The sequence below is a fragment of the Bacteroides sp. AF32-8BH genome, from assembly GCF_003435205.1.
In the GTDB taxonomy this organism is placed as follows: domain Bacteria; phylum Bacteroidota; class Bacteroidia; order Bacteroidales; family Bacteroidaceae; genus Bacteroides; species Bacteroides ovatus.
On sequence record NZ_QVLZ01000021.1, the window covers coordinates 84,485 to 107,361 of the forward strand.

General features: G+C 43.4%; 17 protein-coding genes. 7 read left to right on the forward strand and 10 right to left on the reverse strand.

All coding sequences use genetic code 11. The features are described from left to right. Positions 1–34 precede the first annotated feature (34 nt). The 7 genes from DWZ47_RS16170 to DWZ47_RS16200 all read right to left on the reverse strand — a co-directional run bounded on the left by DWZ47_RS16170 (position 35) and on the right by DWZ47_RS16200 (position 7,777). Positions 35–1,303 (reverse strand): phospho-N-acetylmuramoyl-pentapeptide-transferase, encoded by a 1,269-nt coding sequence (locus DWZ47_RS16170; protein WP_004298207.1) that lies wholly within the window; start codon positions 1,301–1,303, stop codon positions 35–37. A gap of 90 nt (positions 1,304–1,393) precedes the next feature. Then, positions 1,394–2,842, reverse strand: coding sequence for a UDP-N-acetylmuramoyl-L-alanyl-D-glutamate--2,6-diaminopimelate ligase (locus DWZ47_RS16175; RefSeq protein WP_117513767.1), 1,449 nt, complete (start codon positions 2,840–2,842; stop codon positions 1,394–1,396). Positions 2,843–2,871: 29 nt separating this feature from the next. Continuing rightward, positions 2,872–4,998 carry a penicillin-binding protein gene (locus tag DWZ47_RS16180; RefSeq protein ID WP_004307341.1) on the reverse strand — a complete coding sequence of 709 codons (2,127 nt, stop codon included), beginning with the start codon at positions 4,996–4,998 and terminating at the stop codon, positions 2,872–2,874. 76 nt (positions 4,999–5,074) lie between these two features. Next, on the reverse strand, positions 5,075–5,431 hold the full coding sequence (locus tag DWZ47_RS16185; protein ID WP_004298204.1) for an FtsL-like putative cell division protein: 357 nt from the start codon (positions 5,429–5,431) through the stop codon (positions 5,075–5,077). 6 nt (positions 5,432–5,437) lie between these two features. After that, entirely contained in the window at positions 5,438–6,352 is a 915-nt protein-coding gene (gene rsmH / locus DWZ47_RS16190) for a 16S rRNA (cytosine(1402)-N(4))-methyltransferase RsmH (RefSeq protein WP_044919145.1), read from the reverse strand. Next, positions 6,339–6,809, reverse strand: coding sequence for a division/cell wall cluster transcriptional repressor MraZ (gene mraZ, locus DWZ47_RS16195; RefSeq protein ID WP_004307337.1), 471 nt, complete (start codon positions 6,807–6,809; stop codon positions 6,339–6,341). The genes rsmH and mraZ overlap by 14 nt, the downstream gene beginning before the upstream one ends. A 464-nt stretch (positions 6,810–7,273) precedes the next feature. Further along, complete coding sequence (locus tag DWZ47_RS16200; RefSeq protein WP_004298201.1) at positions 7,274–7,777, reverse strand: RNA polymerase sigma factor; 504 nt, start codon at positions 7,775–7,777, stop codon at positions 7,274–7,276. Positions 7,778–8,036: 259 nt separating this feature from the next. Between DWZ47_RS16200 and DWZ47_RS16205 the strand changes: the two genes are divergently transcribed. Continuing rightward, a complete protein-coding gene (locus DWZ47_RS16205; RefSeq protein WP_008998120.1) occupies positions 8,037–8,855 on the forward strand; it encodes a 1-acyl-sn-glycerol-3-phosphate acyltransferase in 819 nt (272 codons plus the stop codon). Between the two features lie 26 nt (positions 8,856–8,881). Next, positions 8,882–9,898 (forward strand): GNAT family N-acetyltransferase, encoded by a 1,017-nt coding sequence (locus DWZ47_RS16210; RefSeq protein WP_004324397.1) that lies wholly within the window; start codon positions 8,882–8,884, stop codon positions 9,896–9,898. Here DWZ47_RS16210 and DWZ47_RS16215 read toward each other — a convergent pair. Beyond that, positions 9,870–11,216, reverse strand: coding sequence for a deoxyguanosinetriphosphate triphosphohydrolase (locus DWZ47_RS16215; RefSeq protein WP_004307333.1), 1,347 nt, complete (start codon positions 11,214–11,216; stop codon positions 9,870–9,872). The two genes, DWZ47_RS16210 and DWZ47_RS16215, sit on opposite strands and share 29 nt — an antisense overlap. Before the next feature lie 124 nt (positions 11,217–11,340). Here DWZ47_RS16215 and dut point away from each other — a divergent pair, with 124 nt between their 5' ends. Genes dut through DWZ47_RS16240 form a run of 5 tightly spaced genes read left to right on the forward strand, consistent with a single transcriptional unit; the run spans position 11,341 to position 19,479 of the window. Then, on the forward strand, positions 11,341–11,772 hold the full coding sequence (gene dut, locus DWZ47_RS16220; protein ID WP_004307331.1) for a dUTP diphosphatase: 432 nt from the start codon (positions 11,341–11,343) through the stop codon (positions 11,770–11,772). Between the two features lie 24 nt (positions 11,773–11,796). Beyond that, positions 11,797–13,569 carry a tetratricopeptide repeat protein gene (locus DWZ47_RS16225; protein ID WP_117513769.1) on the forward strand — a complete coding sequence of 591 codons (1,773 nt, stop codon included), beginning with the start codon at positions 11,797–11,799 and terminating at the stop codon, positions 13,567–13,569. Further along, positions 13,566–14,144, forward strand: a complete 579-nt coding sequence (locus tag DWZ47_RS16230; RefSeq protein ID WP_004298193.1) for a DUF4292 domain-containing protein — start codon at positions 13,566–13,568, stop codon at positions 14,142–14,144. The genes DWZ47_RS16225 and DWZ47_RS16230 overlap by 4 nt, the downstream gene beginning before the upstream one ends. Then, on the forward strand, positions 14,141–15,442 hold the full coding sequence (locus DWZ47_RS16235) for a murein hydrolase activator EnvC family protein (protein WP_117513770.1): 1,302 nt from the start codon (positions 14,141–14,143) through the stop codon (positions 15,440–15,442). The genes DWZ47_RS16230 and DWZ47_RS16235 overlap by 4 nt, the downstream gene beginning before the upstream one ends. A 20-nt stretch (positions 15,443–15,462) precedes the next feature. Then, positions 15,463–19,479: a two-component regulator propeller domain-containing protein gene (locus DWZ47_RS16240; protein WP_117513772.1), complete on the forward strand. Its 4,017-nt coding sequence runs from the start codon at positions 15,463–15,465 to the stop codon at positions 19,477–19,479. Between the two features lie 120 nt (positions 19,480–19,599). Here DWZ47_RS16240 and DWZ47_RS16245 read toward each other — a convergent pair whose 3' ends face one another. Then, entirely contained in the window at positions 19,600–21,285 is a 1,686-nt protein-coding gene (locus DWZ47_RS16245; RefSeq protein WP_117513774.1) for an arylsulfatase, read from the reverse strand. A gap of 37 nt (positions 21,286–21,322) precedes the next feature. After that, complete coding sequence (locus DWZ47_RS16250; protein ID WP_117513776.1) at positions 21,323–22,675, reverse strand: sulfatase-like hydrolase/transferase; 1,353 nt, start codon at positions 22,673–22,675, stop codon at positions 21,323–21,325. Between the last annotated feature and the right edge of the window lie 202 nt (positions 22,676–22,877).

The window sequence follows — 22,877 nt, forward strand, 5'->3', positions numbered from 1 at the left end:
CCCGTATGGAAACTTGGCTCCGGCACCTTGCCGGTTATCTTATTTTAAGCGTTATAATCGTTATTGCTGCCAATACAATCGTTACAATCCAGAACCGGACGGTAATCTTTGATTCATGAAACAGTTGGTCGGGTTTGGTGAATTTCACCGTGCATCCCGGTTCAATCAGGCTCATCGAAGTGCGGAAGTGATCGTGAATCGGTGTACGCTTGAACAATCGCTGTTTCACACCTTTTCGTTTTCCCGCCTTATAATAAGCCCGTTGCAGGATTACCGACAGGTTTTCTACCAGGAATACACCGCAAAGAATCGGTATCAGCAACTCTTTGTGGATGATGATGGCAAACACTGCGATAATACCGCCAATAGTAAGACTGCCTGTATCTCCCATAAATACTTGTGCCGGATAGGCGTTGTACCATAAGAAACCTATCAGTGCACCGATAAAGGCGCAGATATAGATTACGAGTTCTTCCGAGCCCGGAATATACATGATGTTCAGGTAGCCTGCAAATTCGATATGCGATGATACATAGGCCAGTACCCCCAACGTTGCACCGATAATTGCCGAGTTCCCGGCTGCCATTCCGTCCATACCGTCATTCAGATTGGCGCCGTTTGATACGGCGGTAACCACAATGATTGTGACAATGACGAACAATATCCATCCGGCTGTTTGCGCATGTTCTCCCATGAACGAAACCAGATCAGCATAATCAAGGTTGTTGCTCTTGAAAAAAGGAATCGTTGTCTGGGTAGATTTCAGGTCATTCGTTCCGTGTATCACTTCCATCTCCCGTCCCGGATTATGAACTTCGATATTCTCACGGATCACTACGTCCGGACTTAAATACAAGGTCATTCCGACAATTAAACCTAAACCGACCTGACCGATAATCTTGAACTTGCCATGCAAACCCTCTTTGTCTCTTTTGAAGATTTTGATATAGTCGTCTGCGAATCCGAGCGATCCCAACCATACGGTAGTGATCAGCATCAGTATCATGTATATGTTATGCAGTTTACCTAACAATAAACAAGGGATCAGGATGGCTACAATGATGATGACACCTCCCATGCTCGGCACGCCTACTTTATTGACGCCAAACGGGTCGGTTTTAGCATCACGCTGCGTTTCTGTGATTTGTTTCCTTTTGAGTAGGTTGATGAACTTATCTCCCCAGATACTTGAAATAAGTAATGCGAGGATAACCGCCATCAAAGCACGGAATGAAGTATATCCGAACATTCCCGCTCCTGGAAAATTGAGCTTATGTAGCCATTCAAATAGATAGTATAACATAAATAATTTGCCAATTTATTGATGTGTTGTTATGCCGGTTGCTGTCGGATAGATAACGAAGCCGGTCGGCATATTAGCACAGTCTATTCATTATTTAAAAATTTCTTTGAGTACTTCTTTGTCATCAAAATGATGTTTCACTCCTTTTATCTCCTGGTAATTCTCATGTCCTTTTCCGGCAACGAGAATTACATCTCCTTTCTCTGCCAGCATGCAAGCCGTGCGAATTGCTTCTTTACGGTCGGCAATGCTTAGTGTTTTCTTCATATCTTCCGCATCCAGTCCGGCAAGCATGTCATTGATGATGTCTTGCGGCTCTTCAAAGCGCGGATTGTCGGAAGTGATGATGACGCGGTCACTCGCTTTGGCAGCTTCCTTTGCCATGATGGGGCGTTTGCCCTTGTCGCGGTTACCGCCGGCGCCTACCACGGTAATCACTTTTCCTTTTCCTTCAAGCACTCCATGAATAGCGTTCAGTACATTAATGAGAGCATCCGGGGTATGTGCATAATCAACAATCGCCGTAATTCCCTGCGGTGAGCGGACCGCATCGAAGCGTCCGGCTACCGGATGAAGTGTGCTAAGAGCTACAAGCACCTCTTCCTCTTTCTTGCCTAACAGAACTGCCGCCCCGAATACCGCCAATAAATTGGAAGCATTGAACTTTCCGATAAACTGAACTGCCAGTTCATGATTGTTGAAGTCGAGCAGCATCCCTTCGAAATGAGACTCTAATACCCGTCCTTTAAAGTCGCTAAGACTTCTCAATGAATAAGTATAGACCTTCGAACGTGTGTTCTGCGTCATTACCAGTCCGTTTTTATCGTCCAGATTGGTCAGGCTGAATGCATTTTTCGGCAGATCGTCAAAGAATTTCTTCTTCGCTTTCAGATAGTTCTCTACTGTTTTATGATAGTCGAGATGGTCGCGGGTCAGATTGGTAAAGATCCCTCCTGCAAACTTTAGTCCACTGATACGTTTCTGTGCAATCGAGTGGGAGCTGACTTCCATGAAAACATATTTGCATCCTTCATCTGCCATCCGTCCCAACAAACAGTTCAACGTGATTGGATCAGGAGTAGTATGTTCTGTCGGAATCGATTCATCATCGATGTAATTGCAAACGGTAGAAATCAATCCCACCTTATAGCCGAAATAACGGAATGTATTATATAATAAGGTAGCGATCGTTGTTTTTCCGTTCGTCCCGGTAACGCCGACCAGTTCCAACTTGGAAGTCGGGTCTCCGTAGAAGGTAGTGGCAATCTTTCCTACCGCATCTTCGCTGTCTTTTACTCGTACATAGGTGATCCCCGCTACAGGTTCTTCCGGCATATCCTCGCAAAGGATGGCGATTGCTCCTTTTGCGATGGCAGCAGGTATATAAGCATGGCCGTCGGCTTGTGTGCCACGCATTGCCATGAATAGCTGTCCGGTTTCCACTAGACGGGAGTCTATGTTGACACCGGTGATTTCTATGTTTGAATCTCCGGCTACCTCTACCGGTTGGATTGCTTTCAGTAACTCATTTAATAACATCACTCTATTCAATTTTTAATCTTTAATTTTTAATTAAGCGTAAGCGTCACTGTCTGTCCCTTCTTAACAATCGTTCCGTTGGCTATCGACTGGCTTTTTACTTTGCCTACGCCGACCAGATTGACTTTCAATCCTTTGCTTTCCAACAAGTACACAGCGTCTTTCGCTCCCATACCTATCACACTCGGTACAAAATTCTGCATATTGCTCCGGCTCTCAAGAACCACAGCTTGTGGGGCAGAATGGGTATTTCCCCAAACCTCTTTGCCCGAATCAGCGATTTTGCCTTGTACGTTAATCTGCAGCTCTTCCAATACTCGTTGCGCTTCGCGCATCTCTCCGGCTTTTACATTCGGAATGACTACGGAATTAGTATCAATCGCATTGGTCAGCGGTAACCGCAAGTCTTTGGCATACACCCTTTCTGCAATCTTGCTGAACACACTACCTGCCATTAAACCTCCCGAAGCCGGTAATCCTGGTTTCTGGATAGAGACAATCATGCTATATTTAGGTGCTTCTGACGGGAAATACCCGCAGAAACTAACCAGATAATTTGTTCTTCCCGTTTTGTATCCGGCTGCTCCCTGTGAAATCTGCGCCGTTCCTGTTTTTCCTGAAACGTGGAACTGCTTGCTTCCCGCAGGTTTGGCAAGTCCTTCACCAACCACTTTCCGGAGAATCTCACGGATCTGTGCCAAAGTCTTATCCGAACAAATCTTGGGATTGATTACCTCTGTCGGATATTCTTTCACTACTTCCCCGTCCTTCATGGCAGCTTTGACAAACTTCGGACGCACGGTGACTCCGTTGTTGGCTATCCCATTATAGAATGTGAGAATATTGATCGGTGGAACCTGTGTCTCGTAGCCGATACTCATCCACGGCAATGTTGTCTTTGCAAAATAACGTTCTTTCGGGCCGCGTATATTCGGTTTTCCTTCTCCCGCAATCTGCAGGTGTAACGGCTGGTCGATGCTCATCCGTTTCAACCCGTCTACAAATTTCTGCGGGTTGCTGCCGTAGAAATGGTCTATAATATAAGAGGTACCCACATTGGACGAAACCCCTAGAATTTCCGTAACAGTCAGCTTTCCATATCCTCCGCGATGCCAGTTATGGTCTTTCATGACACGTCCATACATCGGCATCTGGCCGTTGCCGGTATCTACCACATAGTCCGGCGTGATCTTTCCGTCTTCAAGAGCTACCATGATAGAGGCCGTTTTGAAAGTAGACCCCGGCTCGAGCATATCACTAATAGCATTGTTGCGCATTTCGTAGTACTCACCGTCTTTGCCTTGCATCATGTTGACGATGGCTTTCACTTCTCCGGTACTTACCTCCATCAATACCACCACACCCACGCTCGCATTCAGCTCTTTCAGCTTATCCACCAACGCCTTCTCGCAAATATCCTGCATACCTACATCGATAGTACTAATCAGATCGCAACCATCAACTGGTGGCACATCGACAATGTTCAGGTATTTGTTCATCACCTTCTGACGGTGTGTCAATCCGTCCCGCCCTTTCAGGATGGTGTCGAAAGCAAGTTCGATACCATTTCTCGCTCCTTTGGCTGTGTCTGCATACACATCTCCCAGTGTACGGGCAGCCAGTGAACCGAACGGTTTCTTACGCTGATTGTAAGCTTGTTCCTTGAATCCGCCTTTATACCGGTTCAAGCAGAATACAGGCAGTCTCTTTACCTCTTTATATTGTATATAGGAGATACGTTTCGGATAAATCAGATAATTGCGGCTTTTTGCCTGGCGTCCTTTCTTGAGGTGTGCCTTGAATTGAGCCGCACTCTTGTCCGGGAATATCTTGTGAAGTCCGATACAGATTGAATCCATATTGGCATTGAGGATGGAATCCCGGCGTGCCTGATCTTTCTGCCTGCGTTTTTCATCCTTTTCACCGGACATAAAGTCCATATATATTCTGTACTCGGGCAGAGAGCTGGCCATCAGTTTACCGTCAGAAGAAATAATGTTTCCACGATTAGGTTTTACCGTCACATTCTCTTTTACGAAACGGTCAGCCACATCCTGCCAGTATTGTCGTTCGGCAAACATGGTGATGCCTGCTTTTACAACAATAGCTACTCCTATCAACGCCATCAATAGGATGACGAAGAAGTAACGGGTCATTATGTTCTTTTTATTAACTGCCACAGTATTTGTCTTTTAAACGCTTAACTATCATTTATCAACTATCCACTATCATCTATTTAATAAGGTAAGGAGGATTGGTTGATGTTTGCAAATCGCTTTCCTTACTCGATATATAATCTTCAATGCGTGACTGGCGGCTCTTTTCCATCAGCTCTGAGCTGCGAGTCAGTGCATCGTATTTAATGTCTGTCAATTCCTTTTTCAGCCGGTCTATTTCGATCTGTTGCTGTTGACTGGCATAACGATTGTGAATGTAGAAGATGATGAATACCATGATAAGTACCAGCAACTTCGTTTGACGGCGGAAAAAATCGGTAGCCAGAATGTCTCCACCCAGAATACTCTTCAGAGAGGTGCGTTTTTTCTTCTTGTCCTCTTCTGCTTTCTTGTTTACTACTTCTTCTTCCATATCTTTTTATTTCTTTTCTGCAATTCGTAATTTGGCGCTTCTCGACCGCGGGTTTCGTTCTATTTCTGCCTCGTCGGGAACGATTACCTTATTGTTGACAAGGCGGAAAGGCGTTTGCAGATTGCCGAAGAAGTCGGTTTCCGCTTTTCCTTCTACATTGCCTGTCTTCATGATGTTTTTCACCATTCGGTCTTCCAGCGAATGATAGGTGATAACTACCAGTCTGCCGCCCGGCTTTAATGCCTCCGTAGCAGCCAGCAACATCTCCTTCAACGCCTCCATCTCTTGGTTTACTTCAATTCGTAGTGCCTGGAACACCTTTGCCAGCTCTTTCTTTTCGCGTTCACGACCGAAAAGCGGTTTGATGACTTCCAAAAACTCACCGATGGTCCGGATATTCTGTCCGCTTCTGGCTTTAACGATGACAGAAGCCAGTTTGCGGCTATTCTTTAGTTCCCCGTACAGGTAGAGGATGTTTGCAAGACGTTCTTCATCATAAGTATTCACGATATCTGCTGCTGTCATACCGGCACGCTTGTTCATACGCATATCCAGTGCCCCGTCAAAACGGAAGGAGAAGCCACGTTCGCTATCATCGAAATGATGAGAAGATACGCCGAGGTCGGCCAGGATCGCGTCTACCTGTTCGATGTTGTGATAACGCAGGAAGTTGTGCAGATAGCGGAAGTTACTGCGCACGAAGATGAAATGAGTATCGTTGACAATGTTCCGTTCAGCATCCTCGTCCTGGTCGAATCCCAGCAGACGTCCGCCTTCTCCGAGCCGTGAAAGGATCTCGCGCGAATGTCCCGCTCCTCCGAATGTAACGTCTACATACGTTCCATCCGGTTGGATATTCATACCGTCAACGCTTTCTTTCAGCAATACAGGTACGTGATATGTCAATTCATCTTTCTCCATCTTGTCTATTATCATCGTTCATAATTTCTTCTAATGCTGCACCGAACTCTTCGGGTGACATGAAAGGCTGTTCTGCCCGTTCTTTCGCCCAGATCTCTATCTTGTTATCGATGCCGATAAAGCGAATATCCCCATGGATACTGCAAATCTGTAAATACCGTTTCGGAATTAATATGCGCCCGTTGCTATCAGGTGTCACTATTTCAACGTCGCTCACGAATTGCCTGAAAATAAGTTGGTGTTTGCTATTCCATTTGTTAAGTCTACTACGTAGCTCGTTCAACTCCTCGTTCCACACGCTCTCGGGGTACAGGGTTAAACAGTCCTGAAATACGTCTTTACGCATAATAAGCCTCTCTTCGGAAGCGGCTTGTAATTGCTTCCTGAAGGTGGCGGGTATGAACACCCTTCCTTTGGCGTCCGCCCTGGCTTCAATATTTCCTAAAAAACGTATCATTACCTTATTATAATAAGCGACCGTAAAAGTATGAAATTCCCCACAATTCCCCACAACTTTCCATAAAAAACTTTCAGAGAAGTTTTCAACAGAATGTTAAATGTCTATTTGCTTGAAAATGATGTGCCTTCGAGAATGCTTTACTGGTGGGGAGCCCGTGGGCGTAGAACGGAAAAAATGTCTGTATAGGTAAAATTTAAATAATGTGGTGGGAGAGATTCTTTTTCATGCAATAGAGGTTTATCTGACACCCGGGTCTCAGTGCACCCGACACCCGGGTGTCAGATAGGTTGAGACCCGGGTGTTGTATGTGCTGACACCCGGGTGTCGGACAACTAATCTTCGCAATAAAAGAAAAGGCAGAATATACCGGAGTATTTCTGCCTTTTAATCATTATCAAAACTAAAAATCTGCATTAAAGAAATATGTGATTCAAAATCACTAAGTTTTATATAGTTAAGGTTTAGCGGAAGTCTTTCAACTCTTCCTGTAATTTCTGGCGCGTGAAGAAAATACGGCTTTTCACTGTACCCAACGGGAGGTTCAGTTTTTCCGCAATTTCACGGTATTTGAATCCTGAAACGTGCATCGCAAACGGAACTCTGTATTCTTTGGGGAGTTTGTTAACTACACGGTGCATCTCTTTCAGGTCGTATGCTCTTTCTGTATTTTCAGAACTTCCATCCTGTGGCAAATTCAGATGATAAAGATTATCAGTCTGGTCGATGAATGTCTGGTCGCGGACTACCTTGCGGTAGTTGTTTATGAATATATTGCGCATGATGGTATACATCCATCCTTTGAAATTTGTATCAGGGGTATATTTATCTTCATTATCTAATGCTTTTAATGATGTCTCCTGCAACAAATCGTTTGCTTCTTCACGGTCAGTTGTCAGTTTATAAGCGAAGCGTAGTAATTCATCTTGTACTCCTACTAAGTCTTTTCTGAAGCTTAAACTTTTCATAATGTGTTGCTTTTTAAAGGTGAATATTCGTTTGTTATTTTCGATGTTGCAAGTTTACATGAATTTTTGAAACCCGGTAGGGGAAAAACTGACGTTTTTTTACCCGAAAACTATCCGCGGATAGTTTTTAGGTCATTTTTGATAGTTTTTGGGTGGTGTTTTTTTATGTTCTGAACTTAAATCCTGCATTTTCTACCAAATTATTGCGATTAATAAAAAAGAACCGTTAATTTTGTGCCATCATTTTTATTTGAAAAGAATGACTGATGACTCTTTATTTTTGATCGATGTCGATAAGATACTTCGGACGAAGGCTCCGAAGCATTACAAGTACATCCCTAAGTTCGTGATTTCTTATCTGAAGAAAATTGTTCATCAGGATGAAATTAATGTATTCCTGAATGAGTCGAAGGATAAACTGGGAGTGGACTTTCTGGAGGCATGTATGGGCTTTTTGGATGCGAAAGTGGACGTAAAAGGCATTGAAAATTTGCCAAAGGATGGTCTGTACACTTTTGTTTCCAATCATCCGTTGGGCGGACAGGATGGTGTTGCGCTTGGTTATGTGTTAGGTAAGCACTATGAGGGGAAGGTGAAATACCTGGTGAATGATTTATTGATGAATCTACGCGGGTTGGCTCCCCTTTGCATACCTATTAATAAAACCGGCAAGCAGGCAAAGGACTTCCCGAAGATGGTGGAAGCCGGATTCCAGTCCGACGATCAGCTGATTATGTTTCCTGCCGGACTGTGCTCGCGCCGTCAGAATGGAGTGATTCGCGACCTGGAATGGAAAAAGACATTTGTAGTAAAGAGCATACAAGCAAAACGTGATGTAATACCCGTGCATTTTGGGGGCAGGAATTCTGACTTCTTTTACAATCTGGCAAATGTTTGCAAGGCACTGGGCATTAAGTTTAACATTGCTATGTTGTATCTTGCGGATGAAATGTTTAAGAATCGCCACAAAACTTTTACTGTCACTTTTGGCAAACCTATACCCTGGCAGACTTTTGATAAATCGAAAACTCCTGCGCAGTGGGCTGAATACGTAAAGGATATTGTTTATAAACTGTAACTGATAGAACAACTATAACAAGGAATATGGAAGAGATTATTAAACCGGTAAGCAAAGAACTGCTAAAGGCAGAATTGACGGAAGACAGACGCTTACGAATGACGAATAAGAGTAATAATCAGATTTATATTATTACTCATCAGAATGCTCCTAATGTGATGAGAGAGATTGGTCGTTTGCGTGAAATAGCTTTCCGTGCTGCTGGTGGAGGTACAGGTCTGTCAATGGATATTGATGAATACGACACGATGGAGCACCCCTACAAGCAGTTGATCGTATGGAATCCGGAAGCGGAAGAAATTCTGGGTGGTTACCGGTATCTGCTTGGTACGGACGTGCGTTTTGATGAAAAAGGTGCTCCGATCCTGGCTACTTCCCATATGTTTCATTTCTCCGATGCTTTTATTAAAGAATATTTGCCACAGACAATTGAGTTGGGACGTTCGTTCGTTACGCTTGAATATCAGTCTACCCGTGCCGGAAGTAAAGGATTGTTCGCTTTAGATAATCTGTGGGATGGATTGGGAGCGTTGACTGTTGTTATGCCGAATGTGAAATATTTCTTTGGCAAAGTGACCATGTATCCAAGCTATCACCGTCGTGGCCGTGATATGATTCTTCATTTCCTTAAGAAACATTTTTATGACAAAGAGAAACTTGTCACTCCGATCGAGCCTCTGAAACTTGAGACTTCCGAAGACGAGCTGAGTGCTTTGTTTTGCAAGCATTCCTTCAAGGAAGACTATAAAATATTGAATTGTGAAATTCGTAAACTGGGATATAATATTCCTCCGTTGGTAAATGCATATATGAGCCTAAGCCCTACTATGCGTATGTTCGGAACAGCTATCAATTATGAATTCGGTGATGTGGAAGAAACCGGTATTCTGATTGCTGTAGACGAAATTCTCGAAGATAAGCGGATTCGACACATCCAGACGTTTATTGAAAGCCATCCGGATGCGTTGAGATTGTCTTCTTGTGAAGGGGAAGAGGTGTTTACTCCTAAAGTGGTTACACCGCAGGCAAACTGTTCCCGTTAATTTTACGATAAAGATCAAGAGCAAAGACGTCGGTCATTCCCGATATATAGTCAAGTACCGCCTGTATTCTTTCATAGAGTACGGGCGCTTTTATATTGTATTGGCTGGAAACCCGGTCGATCAGGAGTTTGGAATAAGTCTTTTCGGGTGAGGTTACGGCATCTATCATCAATTCGAGCAGGGTGCTGATGATGCGGAATCCCGCCAGTTCAACATCCAGTACGTCCCGTGAACGGTAGATTTTATTGATAGATACTTCGACGCTGTGTTTATAGGCTGCTGCCGGACGCTCGGCTATGCGCTTGATTAGTGATCCTTCGAACGTGCCGGACAGGATTTCTTGTTCATGATCTAAAAAGACACGGGTACACTCCCGGATCAATAAACCGATGACGGAAGAGCGCAGGTAAGCGATTTGCTCGTTGACATCGTTAACAATCAGGAATGTTTTTCGGAGATGTTCCTGCCGCTCTTCGCTGAAATAGGCCATTAATAGCTCTTTAGTCTCTTCTGTGGTGAGAATCTTCAGTTTATATGCATCCTCAATATCCATCATCTGATAGCAAATGTCGTCTGCCGCTTCAACCAAATAAACTAACGGGTGGCGTGCATACTTTAAAGGATGTTCGTTGAGCAATATCAGTCCTAATTCTGTTGCAATTTTGCGGAAGCTTTCTTCTTCGCTGACGAAAAAGCCAAACTTGGATTTTGTTCCTGCAAGGCTCGATGAAAAGGGGTATTTTACGATAGAAGCCAGAGTGGTGTATGTTAGAACGAATCCGCCTTTGCGACGTCCCTCAAACTGATGTGTAAGTATTCGGAAGGCATTTGCATTTCCTTCAAAATGTATTAAATCTTCCCATTCCATCGGAGAAAGTTGCTCTCCGTTGGGCTGTTTCTCTTTCAGGCGAACTCCTTTCCCTTCAGAGAAAAAAGTGGAAATGGCCTTTTCGCCTGAATGACCGAAAGGCGGATTACCCAAATCGTGTGCCAGGCAAGCAGCCGAAACGATAGAACCGATCTCCGGCAGGAAAGAATCCTGAAGTTCCGGATGACGTTCCAGAAGTGCTTTGGCAACATCGTCCCCGAGTGAACGGCCAACACTGGCGACTTCGAGACTGTGCGTAAGTCGGTTGTGTACAAAAACGCTGCCCGGTAGAGGGAATACTTGCGTTTTGTTCTGTAATCTGCGGAAAGGAGCCGAAAAAATAAGACGGTCATAGTCCCGTTGGAATTCGGATCGGTTTTCCTGTCGTTCCTCATGGAATTCTTCCATTCCGAAACGTTTCGCTGATATTAATTGGTTCCAATTCATCATTTTATCTATAATTTTAGTGTTTACCATTCGCAAATTGGCTACAGGTACATTATTTAACTGCAAACTTAACTATTTTTCAGTTCAAAATGTGTATTTTCGCCCGTTAAATAGTAAACATGCATTTATGAATATTCAAGTTATCAATAAATCGAAGCATCCGCTTCCGGCTTATGCCACTGAATTGTCCGCAGGAATGGATATCCGTGCTAATCTTTCTGAACCTATCACACTGGAACCGTTGCAACGTTGTCTGGTGCCGACAGGACTATATATTGCCTTGCCGAAGGGATTTGAGGCACAAGTTCGTCCACGTAGCGGACTGGCGATCAAGAAAGGAATTACGGTGCTCAATTCTCCGGGTACGATTGATGCGGATTATCGTGGGGAAGTTTGTATCATTTTAGTCAATCTCTCCTCTGAAACGTTTGTGATTGAAGACGGTGAACGTATCGCGCAGATGGTGATAGCGAAGCACGAACAGCCTGCATGGCAGGAAGTAGAGGTGCTGGATGAAACAGAACGGGGAGCCGGTGGTTTCGGACATACCGGAGTATGATGAATGCTTAATGGAGAAAATAGAATGAAGATAAAAATAGGATGGCTGTTCGTGACGGTATTGATGCTCACTTCATGTGGGGGAATCCGGTCTGTGCGTACAGCAAAAACAACAGCGAAAGCAGATGGAGCTTCTTTAATGAAGGAAACATTGCTTTCTGCTGAACAACAGCGTAAATATGACTACTTCTTCTTGGAAGCCATGCGGATGAAAGGAAAGAATGAGTATGATGCGGCATTTGGATTGCTACAGCATTGTCTGGATATCAACCCCACTGCTTCTTCTGCGCTTTATGAAATATCGCAATATTATATGTTCCTTCGCCAGGTGCCGCAAGGTCAGGTTGCTTTGGAGCAGGCAGTGGCTTTTGCGCCTGATAACTATTGGTATAGTCAGGGATTGGTCAGTTTGTACCAGCAACAAAATGAATTGGATAAGGCTGCGGCTTTGCTTGAGAAGATGGTGACCCGTTTCCCGTCGAAACAGGACCCTTTGTTCAGCCTTCTTGATATTTACAGTCGCCAGGAGAAGTATAATGATGTCATTTCTACATTGAATCGTTTAGAGAAACGTTTGGGTAAGAATGAGCAGCTGTCTATGGAGAAATTCCGGATTTATCTTCAGATGAAAGATGATAAGAAGGCATTTCAGGAAATAGAAAGTCTGGTACAGGAATATCCGATGGATATGCGTTATCAGGTGATACTGGGAGATGTATATCTTCAGAACGGGAAAAAGCAGGAAGCTTATGATGCATACCAGAAGGTACTGGCTGTAGAGCCTGATAATCCGATGGCTCTCTTCTCGATGGCTTCTTACTATGAACAGACCGGGCAGAAAGAATTGTATCAACAGCAACTGGATACGTTGTTATTGAACAAAAAGGTGACTTCTGATACTAAAATCAGTGTCATGAGACAGGTGATTGCGGAAAATGAACAGTCGTCCGCTAAAGATAGCACTCAGGTGATTGCCTTGTTTGACCGGATGATGAAGCAGGATATGGATGATCCGCAGATACCGATGCTTTATTCTCAATACCTGTTGTCGAAGAATATGGAACAGGGGGCTGTGCCGGTATTGGAGCAGGTGGTTGATCTGGATCCTACCAATAAGGCTGCCCGTCTGATGCTGGTTAGCGCGGCGGTGAAAAAGGAAGATTACAAGCAAATTATCAAAGTCTGTGAACCGGGTATTGAAGCCACTCCCGATGCATTGGAACTTTATTATTATCTGGCTATTGCTTATCATCAGGCAGAACAGACGGATAGTGTATTGAGTGTTTGCAGCAGAGCATTGGAACATGTAACTGCCGATACCAGAAAAGAAGTCATTTCGGATTTCTATTCAATCATGGGAGACATTTATCATACTAAGAAACAGATGGCGGAGGCATACGCTGCTTACGATTCGTCTTTGGTGTACAATCCTTCCAATATTGGCGCATTGAACAATTATGCTTATTATCTGTCTGTGGAACGTCGTGACTTGGACAAGGCGGAGGAGATGAGTTATAAAACGGTGAAAGCCGAACCTAATAATTCGACCTATCTCGATACTTATGCATGGATTCTTTTTGAAAAGGGAAATTATGCCGAAGCCCGTATCTATATTGATAATGCAATGAAGAACGACGGCGAGAAGAGTGATGTGATTGTGGAGCATTGCGGAGATATTTATTTTATGACTGGCGATGTGGAAGGTGCGTTGAAATATTGGAAGAAGGCACTGGAAATGGGTAGCGAGTCGAAAACGTTGAAACAGAAAATAGAGAAGAAGAAATATATTGCGGAATGAAAAGAATCATTTATCTACTGTTGTTGGTGGTAGTGGTGTTGGCCGGCTGTAAGAGTTCGAAACACTTGGCAACTTCGGAAACTAAGACTTCGACAAAGGCTCCGACATCCAGTTACCTGGCTTCCAAGCTTCAGTTGACTATTCCCGGCAAGAAGGGAAGCATGTCTGTAGGGGGAACCATGAAGATGAAAACTCATGAGCGGGTACAAATCTCCTTATTGATGCCTATTCTGCGTACAGAAGTGGCACGTATAGAAGTTACTCCCGACGAAGTTTTATTGGTAGACAGGATGAATAAACGCTTTGTTCGTGCCACTAAAGCTGAATTGAAAAATGTATTGTCGAAGAATGTGGAGTTTTCCCGTTTGGAAAAGATATTGATGGATGCCTCTCTTCCTGGTGGAAAGACAGAGCTGACAGGAAAAGATATAGGAATTCCTTCATTAGAAAAGGCAAAAGTCCAACTTTATGAGTTCTCCACACAAGAGTTTTCGATAACTCCGACGGAACTGACGTCCAAATACAACCAGATTCCCTTGGAAGAATTAGTAAAAATGCTGGTAGCTTTATTATGATGAAACGTTTCTTTGTTATTCTAATCAGTTGCCTGTGGTTGGCAGTTCCTCTTTTCGCTCAATCGAACAAGTTGATTCGTGAGCTGGAAAGTAAACGCGGTGCGCTGCAAAAACAGATTGCCGAATCGGAATCTATATTGAAGGATACAAAGAAAGATGTGGGAAGCCAGTTGAATAGTCTGGCTGTGTTGACCGGACAGATTGAAGAGCGGAAACGCTATATCATGGCTATCAACAATGATGTGGAGGCTATCCAGCGTGAGTTGGCTTCATTGGAGCGCCAGTTGCACGGGCTGGAGAAAGATTTGAAAGATAAAAAGAAGAAATATGAAGCTTCTATCCAGTACTTGTATAAGAATAAGTCGATAGAGGAGAAGCTCATGTTTATTTTTTCGGCAAAGAATCTGGGGCAGACTTATCGGCGTATGCGATATGTTCGTGAATATGCCACTTATCAACGTCTGCAAGGGGAAGAAATCCTAAAGAAACAGGAGCAGATACGCAAGAAGAAAGCGGAACGTCAGCAAGTGAAAGCCGCCAAAGAGAACCTGCTGCAAGAACGTGAGAGCGAAAAGGTGAAGTTGGAAGAGCAGGAAAAAGAGAAACGCACGCTAGTGACTAATCTGCAAAAGAAGCAGAAAGGATTGCAGAATGAGATAAATAAAAAACGCAGGGAAGCCAATCAGCTGAATGCCCGCATCGATAAATTAATTGCAGAAGAAATAGAGCGTGCCCGCAAGCGTGCGCAGGAAGAAGCTCGTCGTGAAGCGGCTGCCCGTAAGAAAGAGGAAAGCAAGGAGGGAAAATCCGCCGCAACGGAAACGGCCGCCAAATCGAAACCTCTTGAGGCTTATACCATGAGTAAGGCGGATCGGGAATTATCAGGTAACTTTGCCGCGAATCGCGGGAAATTGCCAATGCCTATATCCGGTGCTTATATTATCACCAGCCGTTATGGACAATATGCCGTAGCGGGGTTGCGCAACGTGAAACTGGATAACAAGGGTATTGATATTCAGGGAAAACCGGGTGCACAGGCGCGTGCCATTTTTGATGGGAAGGTGGCGGCTGTATTCCAATTGAACGGATTATTTAATGTCCTCATTCGTCATGGCAATTATATTTCTGTTTATTGCAATCTTTCTTCTGCATCCGTCAAAGCCGGTGACACGGTGAAGACGAAGCAATCCATCGGTCAGGTCTTTTCTGACGGTACGGATAATGGACGGACGGTATTGCACTTCCAGTTGCGTAGGGAGAAAGAAAAGTTGAATCCTGAACCTTGGCTGAACCGATAATTGAATAAAAAACACGTAGAATGAAGTTAACTAAAATACTAATATGCTTGCTGATCTTCTGGACCGGAACACTATCCGCGTCTCCTTATTTTTCGTTCAAGAAATATCAGGTAGAAGATGGATTGTCTCATAATACCGTGTGGTGCGCCCTTCAAGATAGTTATGGCTTTATCTGGTTGGGTACCAGTGATGGACTGAACCGTTATGACGGGCGGGGCAATAAAGTGTATCGGAATGTTCTCAACGAAAAGTTCTCATTAGAAAACAATTTTGTAGAAGCCTTGATAGAGGTGGACAAGAATCTCTGGGTTGGAACAAACTCCGGACTTTATATTTATGACCGAGATACCGATCGTTTCTCTTACTTTGATAAAACGACGCAGTATAATGTGTATATTAGCAGTGAGATTAAAAAGATTATCAAGACGGAAAACGGTCTTATCTGGATTGCGACTTTGGGACAGGGATTTTTTATTTATGATCCGAAAACAGAGGTGCTGACTCAAAATAGTGTTCAGACGTCTTTTGTATGGGACCTCTGTCAGAGCGCTGATCGGAAGAGAGTCTATATATCTTCCTTGCAGGAAGGACTTTTGTGCTTTGACGAAAACGGCAAGTTTCTTCGGACGTATGAAATCTCATTAGATATAAATGCTTCCGATAGTTATAAAGTGAACTGTATTCAGAATATCGATGGAGATATTTGGATTGGTGCGGGAAGTAATCTGTTGAGCCGTTTGGATGAACGAACCGAAGCTATAGACAATTATAGTGGTTCGGCGTTTAATTTCGGAGCTGTTCATTGTTTGCTGAAGTATACGGATAAAGAGCTGTTGGTAGGAACGGATAACGGGCTTTATCTATTCGATCAAAATACAAACACATTTCAGCGGGCGGATAATCCGGCCGATCCGAGAAGTTTGAGCGACCAGACTATCAATGGAATGATGTGGGATGCCGAAGGGGCTCTTTGGGTGTTGACCAATTTGGGTGGGATCAACTATATGTCCAAGCAGACTAAACGTTTTGATTATTATTCGCCTGCCTATCTGTCCGGAGTGCCGGGAGCGGGGGAGGTCGTTGCTCCTTTCTGTGAGAATAAAGATGGGAATATCTGGATTGGAACTCAAAGCGGTTTGTATTTCTTCAATGTTGCCACCCGGGAACTTTCTCCTTATGCAATAGGAGGAGCTAAAAATCAAAAGTATGACATCCGTTCTTTAATGCTGGATGGCGACTATTTATGGATCGGTACTTATGCCGGAGGAATACGGGTTATCAATTTACGCACAGGGGCAGTGAAAGCCTATACTCATTCTCGTGGAATCCCCAATACGATTTGTAGCGACGATGTGTTGTGTATTTATAAAGGACGAAAAGGAGAAATTTATGTAGGAACGAGTTGGGGATTGTGTCGTTATGACGCTGCTCGAGATAACTTTATGACCATCACAAGTGTCGGTTCAATGGTTTCTGTTGTCGATATCTATGAGGATATGTACAATCATCTCTGGATTGCGACTTCCAATAGTGGTGTGTTTTCTTACAATACAATGAATGCCCATTGGAAACATTATCAGCATGAACGGGAAGATTCGACTACGATCACCAGTAATTCGGTCATTACTTTGTTTGAGGATGCGAAAGGAACCATGTGGTTTGGAACGAATGGGGGAGGACTGTGTTCTTTTGATGCTAAAGAGAAAAGATTCATTGAGTTTGATCCGCATAATACTTTATTACCTAACAAGGTTATTTATGCGATTGAGCAAGATCAGGGAGGTGATTTCTGGGTATCCAGCAATGCCGGAATTTTTAAGATTAATCCTGTTACCAAAGATCATTTCCGCCAGTTCACGATTAATGACGGCTTGCAAGGGAATCAGTTTATAGCTCGATCTTCATTGAAATCATCCGAAGGAAAATTGTATTTTGGTGGGATCAATGGCTTTAATGTATTTCAGCCGGAACAATTTGTGGACAACAAATATATTCCTCCGGTTTATGTGACTGACATCCGGTTGCCTTATCAGACTGACGAACTGGAAGTAAAGAAACTGCTTCAGTTGGATAAACCGCTTTATATGGCTGATAAGGTGACTTTATCTTACGAAAACAATAGTTTCTCCATCCGTTTTGTCGCTCTTAGTTTTGAAGATCCGGGGAAGAACCGGTATTCTTATATACTTCGGGGAGTGGACAAGGAGTGGATTCTGAATACCGAGAACAATGTGGCTTCTTACACAAATTTGCCTCCCGGTGAATATCTGTTTGAAATCAGAGGCTCTAATAATGATCGTCAGTGGAATGAGAAGACTACCACTTTAAAGGTGGTGATTACTCCTCCCTGGTGGCGTAGTACTTTGGCTTATGTTGTTTATGTTCTTATGCTATTGGGATGGATCGGCTGGATGGCCTGGCGATGGAATCTCCGCGTTAAACGCAAATATAAACGGCGGATGGAAAAATATCAGACTGCCAAGGAACAGGAAGTTTATAAGTCGAAGATTAGTTTCTTCATCAACTTGGTGCATGAGATACGTACTCCGCTTAGTTTGATACGTCTTCCTTTGGAAAAACTGTTGGAGAAGGAGCGTGAAGGGAAAGATCTCAAGTATTTGTCTGTGATAGATAAGAATGTAAATTATCTGTTGGGAATTACTAATGAGTTGCTTGACTTCCAGAAAATGGAGAGCGGTACGCTGCATTTGAATTTGAAGAAGAGTGATATAAAGGAGCTTGTCAGTGATGTTTATAATCAATTTACAAGTCCTGCCGAATTGAAGGGGATTGATTTGCAATTGACTGTTCCTGAACAAGAGTTGGTGTCTACGGTGGATAGGGAGAAATTAAGTAAGATTCTTGTTAATTTGATGGGAAATGCCATCAAATATGCTCATGCGCATATTGACCTGAAACTAGTTGTCACTGATAAGGGGTATGAGATACAAGTGAACGATGATGGTCCCGGAATACCGGATGAACAGAAACAAAAGATATTTGAAGCTTTCTATCAACTGCCTGATGATAAGGTGGCCACGGCTGTAGGTACCGGTATAGGATTGGCTTTTGCAAAGTCTTTGGCAGAGGCTCACCAAGGGGATTTGTACTTGGAAGATAATGTTGGTGGTGGTTCTTCATTTGTATTGTCTCTTCCGGTCAAAGAGTGGGAGACGGAGAAAACAGCTGATATTGTAGAAATGCATCCGGAACATGTGGATGCTTCTGATGCTGTATCTTCGGAGTATTCAGGGAAGAAGTTTACGGTTCTGCTGGTTGAGGATAATGTTGATTTACTGAATCTGACTCGTGAGTCGTTGGCTGAATGGTTCCGTGTGTTGAGGGCTTCCAATGGTCGTGAAGCACTTGAGGTGCTTGCGCAGGAAAACGTAGATGTCATAGTAAGCGACGTTATGATGCCGGAGATGGATGGTCTGGAACTTTGTTGCAAAGTGAAGTCTGAAATCTCTTATTCCCATATTCCGGTCATTTTATTGACGGCAAAAACCACTTTGGAGTCTAAAGTCGAAGGACTTACATGTGGAGCAGATGTATATGTGGAGAAACCATTCTCTATCAAACAGCTTCATATGCAGATTGAGAATTTGCTGAAGTTGAGGCAGTCTTTCCATAAATTGATGGTGAGCCTGGCTGGGGATACGGTGGCTGTTTCGACAACGGACTTTGCGATGTCGCAGAAAGACTGTGAATTTATTGCGAAGATACAAGGGGTGATAGCCGAACAGCTGGCAGATGAGAACTTTTCGATAGATACCCTGTCTGAACAGATGAATATGAGCCGCTCCAATTTCTATCGGAAGATCAAGGCTTTGTCCGGAATGTCACCTAATGATTATTTGAAGACACTTCGCATGAATAGAGCTGCTGAACTGATTGTGAGCGGTACCCGGATTTCTGAAGTGGCAGCGCAGGTAGGATTTACTTCTTCTTCTTATTTTGCGAAATGTTTTAAAGCGCAATATGGTGTACTGCCTAAGGAATATACAGGTCAGCCTCCGATTTCAGGTGAGGCTTGATAAAGAAGGGATAAAAGCATATAAAAAAACTCCTGTCGTGCAATATCATTGGATATTTTCCGACAGGAGTCAAATATAAAATAATTAATCGAGTACTCTTTCTTATTAATTGAGTAGGCTTTATTTCTTTTTTTGTCCCGGGTAAGGCTCTACCATGCAACGTTTAGCCCATGCTTCATAAGCCTTTGTCATTTCAGCTACTTTTTCAGGGTATTGTGCTGCCAGATTATGCATTTCGCTCCGGTCTTCATTCAGGTTGTATAATTCCCATTTAGCGTTTTCTCCCGGACGAACCAGTTTCCAACCGTCATAAGAGAGGAATGCACGTTCATTGTAATGTTCGAATCCAAGGTAGTCATGTCCTTCACGATGTCCGGTCTTGAAGATAGGAACCAGACTCTTACCCTCCAATGGGATGATGTCATTTCCTTTATATTTGGTAGGATAAGTGGCGCCTGCCATATCGATACAAGTAGCCATGATGTCCATCACATGTCCGATTTCGGGAGTCGTTTTGCCGACATTCTTCTTGATACCTTTTGGCCAGTGGGCAATCATTGGAGTACAGATGCCTCCTTCATAAGATTTGGCTTTCCAGAAACGGAACGGTGTGTTGGCTACGTTTGCCCAGCGTGCTCCCAGTGAAGCATAAGTTGTTTCCGGGCCAGGCAGCACTTCTTTGTTATGAGGATAAACCATTTTCTCCCCTTTACGTGTCATATCAGGACGGTCATTTTCTCCGGGAGAGTAGTTCTGACAATCTTCATTGCTGCATCCATTGTCGGAAAGGAATAAAATCAGTGTATTTTCAAGTTGTCCTGTCTTTTCCAGAGCATCGATTACTTGTCCTATTCCCTGGTCCATACGGTCGATCATGGCAGCATGAACAGCCATGGCACGAGCATCCCATTCAGCATGTGGGTTATCTTCCCATTTATCTTTGAACTGTCTATCAGACAGGAAATTATCCATTCCCGGGAAAATACCCAGTTGCTTTTGGCGTTCATAACGGGCGTTACGGATAGCTTCCCAACCTACTTTATAGGTATCTTCGTATTTTTTTATGTCTTCTGGGAGTGCCTGTAGTGGCCAATGCGGTGCTGTATAGGCCAGGTACATAAAGAATGGTTTATCCTCCTTTGCATACTCTTCCACTTCTTTTGCTGCACGATCCGAAAGTGCCTGTGTAATATAATATCCTTCCGGTACTTCTTTTACGGGTACTTCTCCTTCTACCAGACTGAATGGATCAAAATAATCTACCACTCCGTAAATGATTCCATAGTGAGAATCAAATCCGCGATTAACAGGATAGTGACATAAGTCGGAGAATGTGTCATGAAAAACATGATGTGCCAGCCATTCGCGTTGATCCTTGCGTAGGGGAGTTTCAGCGACGTGCCATTTACCTACCATGCTGGTAGCATATCCCGATTCTTTCAATACTTCAGCGATGGTAACAGCATTGCGTGAAAGCGTACCACGATACCCCGGAAGGTGATCATCAAAGGTCATGCGTCCGATTCCTGCTTGATGTTGATAAAGTCCTGTCAATAAGGAAGCACGCGTCGGACAACTACGGCTGGTGTTATAGAAATGATTGAAGCGTACTCCTTGTTTTGCCAGTTTGTCCAGATTAGGTGTGTGAATTTCACTACCGTAGCATCCCAGGTCAGAATAGCCTAGGTCATCTGCAAGAATTACCAGGATATTGGGTCTTTGATCGGACTTTTTTCCTTTGGCCTCTGCTGCAGAATGTCCAGCAACCATCAAAGCGGTTGGTAATAGTAAAAATTTAGAATTCATAAGTTTAATGTTGGTTTATAATTTGTTTTTCACTGTATTACTCTTTTCCTTTGTCTTTGTTTTCCTCAAACCATTTACATACTTTCTTGCTCAACTTTGCAACCAAATCAGGATGCTCATTTGCGATATTATTCTTTTCGAACTTATCCTTTTCCATATCATATAGTTGCGCATCGCTTCCGTCACCGTTCACTAATAATTTCCACTTTCCACTGCGTATAGCTAAATGGGGGCTTCTGTCATAAGGGTTTCCTGGAAAGCCAAAATGTTTGTTTCGTCCGAAATCCCACATTAAATCGGTCTTGCGTTTGGCTTCCGATTTACCGAGAAGAACTTTTGAGTAGTTCTGCCCATCGCCTTTGTAACCTTTTTCTGTTTTGATTCCGGCTATAGAACACAAAGTCGGATATAAATCTACTGCGCATAATACAGACTCGTTATTTACCTGTCCGGCTTTAATTTTCTTTGGATATCTAACGATGAACGGCATACGGATTCCCCCTTCATAAAGACTATTTTTAGTACCTCTCAAATAAGCGGAACGTACAGATTTAAAGCTGGGTGCAGGACCATTGTCGCTAGTGAAAATAATGATTGTATTTTCTCCCACTCCCAACTCATCCAGGGTTTTGATGAAACGTCCGAGTTGTTTGTCCATTTCTGCAAGTACAGGAGCAAATGCTTCTTGTGTTTCCCAGCTTTTTCTTTCCTTTTGTTTGAATTCCGGTACCCAAGGGGTATGCATATCATCCGGCCATAGGTTTAGGAAGAAAGGTTCGCCTTTGTGCTTTTTTACAAACTCAATACTTTTATCTACAAAGTATTCGGTACGTCTCCAACGTTTTACACTGTCTTTATCCGACCATATCCACTTGGTTGCAGTGATTGTTGGTTCCGGATCTGGACTTTCGTAGGTTGATATGTATTCGTCAAAACCGTAATTTTTAATAGAAGGAGCATTGTGCACGTCACGTCCGCCTCCCATGTGCCATTTTCCGATGTGTCCTGTTGAGTAACCTGCATTTTGGAAGGCACGCGCCATGGAAGGCAACTTATCATCCAGGAAATTACGTTGTTCGCATCTCTTATTAGCAGCTTTGTCGTTCAGGAAAGTGTTGATTCCCACTTCAAGAGGAAAGAGACCTGTGGTTAATCCACAGCGGGATGGAGAGCTAACCGGCGCAGAAGAGTAATATTGGTTGAATAATAGTCCGTCCTGTGCCAACTTGTCAATATTGGGAGTAGGAACGAATTTACCTCCATAACAACCTATGTCACCGATACCCATATCATCGATATAGATAATTACTACATTAGGTTTTGTTTCTGCTTGTGTGTTAGCAATGGGGAGTAGGGCTCCCAGCCAGGGTAAATGTTTTTTCAGATTCATAATTATTGTGATTTAATTAACTTCAGTTTTTCATGATGACTTTTCGCAAAAGTAGGGAAGATATCAGAGAAGGAAGGAAAAATACTAATCAATAAAGGAAAAAAAATGGTAGAATGATAGATTTCTTCTTTCTTCTATTGGGAAAACAGGAATAGAGAAGCTCGTAGAAACCGAAAACTTCTCTATTCTTCTAATTATTCTA

Coding starts and splice junctions, on each gene's coding strand:
- DWZ47_RS16170 (WP_004298207.1), bottom strand. CDS start 1,303: ATGTTATACTATCTATTTGAATGGCTACATAAGCTCAATTTTCCAGGA.
- DWZ47_RS16175 (WP_117513767.1), bottom strand. CDS start 2,842: ATGTTATTAAATGAGTTACTGAAAGCAATCCAACCGGTAGAGGTAGCC.
- DWZ47_RS16180 (WP_004307341.1), bottom strand. CDS start 4,998: ATGACCCGTTACTTCTTCGTCATCCTATTGATGGCGTTGATAGGAGTA.
- DWZ47_RS16185 (WP_004298204.1), bottom strand. CDS start 5,431: ATGGAAGAAGAAGTAGTAAACAAGAAAGCAGAAGAGGACAAGAAGAAA.
- rsmH (WP_044919145.1), bottom strand. CDS start 6,352: ATGGAGAAAGATGAATTGACATATCACGTACCTGTATTGCTGAAAGAA.
- mraZ (WP_004307337.1), bottom strand. CDS start 6,809: ATGATACGTTTTTTAGGAAATATTGAAGCCAGGGCGGACGCCAAAGGA.
- DWZ47_RS16200 (WP_004298201.1), bottom strand. CDS start 7,777: ATGAAAAGTTTAAGCTTCAGAAAAGACTTAGTAGGAGTACAAGATGAA.
- DWZ47_RS16205 (WP_008998120.1), top strand. CDS start 8,037: ATGACTGATGACTCTTTATTTTTGATCGATGTCGATAAGATACTTCGG.
- DWZ47_RS16210 (WP_004324397.1), top strand. CDS start 8,882: ATGGAAGAGATTATTAAACCGGTAAGCAAAGAACTGCTAAAGGCAGAA.
- DWZ47_RS16215 (WP_004307333.1), bottom strand. CDS start 11,216: ATGATGAATTGGAACCAATTAATATCAGCGAAACGTTTCGGAATGGAA.
- dut (WP_004307331.1), top strand. CDS start 11,341: ATGAATATTCAAGTTATCAATAAATCGAAGCATCCGCTTCCGGCTTAT.
- DWZ47_RS16225 (WP_117513769.1), top strand. CDS start 11,797: ATGAAGATAAAAATAGGATGGCTGTTCGTGACGGTATTGATGCTCACT.
- DWZ47_RS16230 (WP_004298193.1), top strand. CDS start 13,566: ATGAAAAGAATCATTTATCTACTGTTGTTGGTGGTAGTGGTGTTGGCC.
- DWZ47_RS16235 (WP_117513770.1), top strand. CDS start 14,141: ATGATGAAACGTTTCTTTGTTATTCTAATCAGTTGCCTGTGGTTGGCA.
- DWZ47_RS16240 (WP_117513772.1), top strand. CDS start 15,463: ATGAAGTTAACTAAAATACTAATATGCTTGCTGATCTTCTGGACCGGA.
- DWZ47_RS16245 (WP_117513774.1), bottom strand. CDS start 21,285: ATGAATTCTAAATTTTTACTATTACCAACCGCTTTGATGGTTGCTGGA.
- DWZ47_RS16250 (WP_117513776.1), bottom strand. CDS start 22,675: ATGAATCTGAAAAAACATTTACCCTGGCTGGGAGCCCTACTCCCCATT.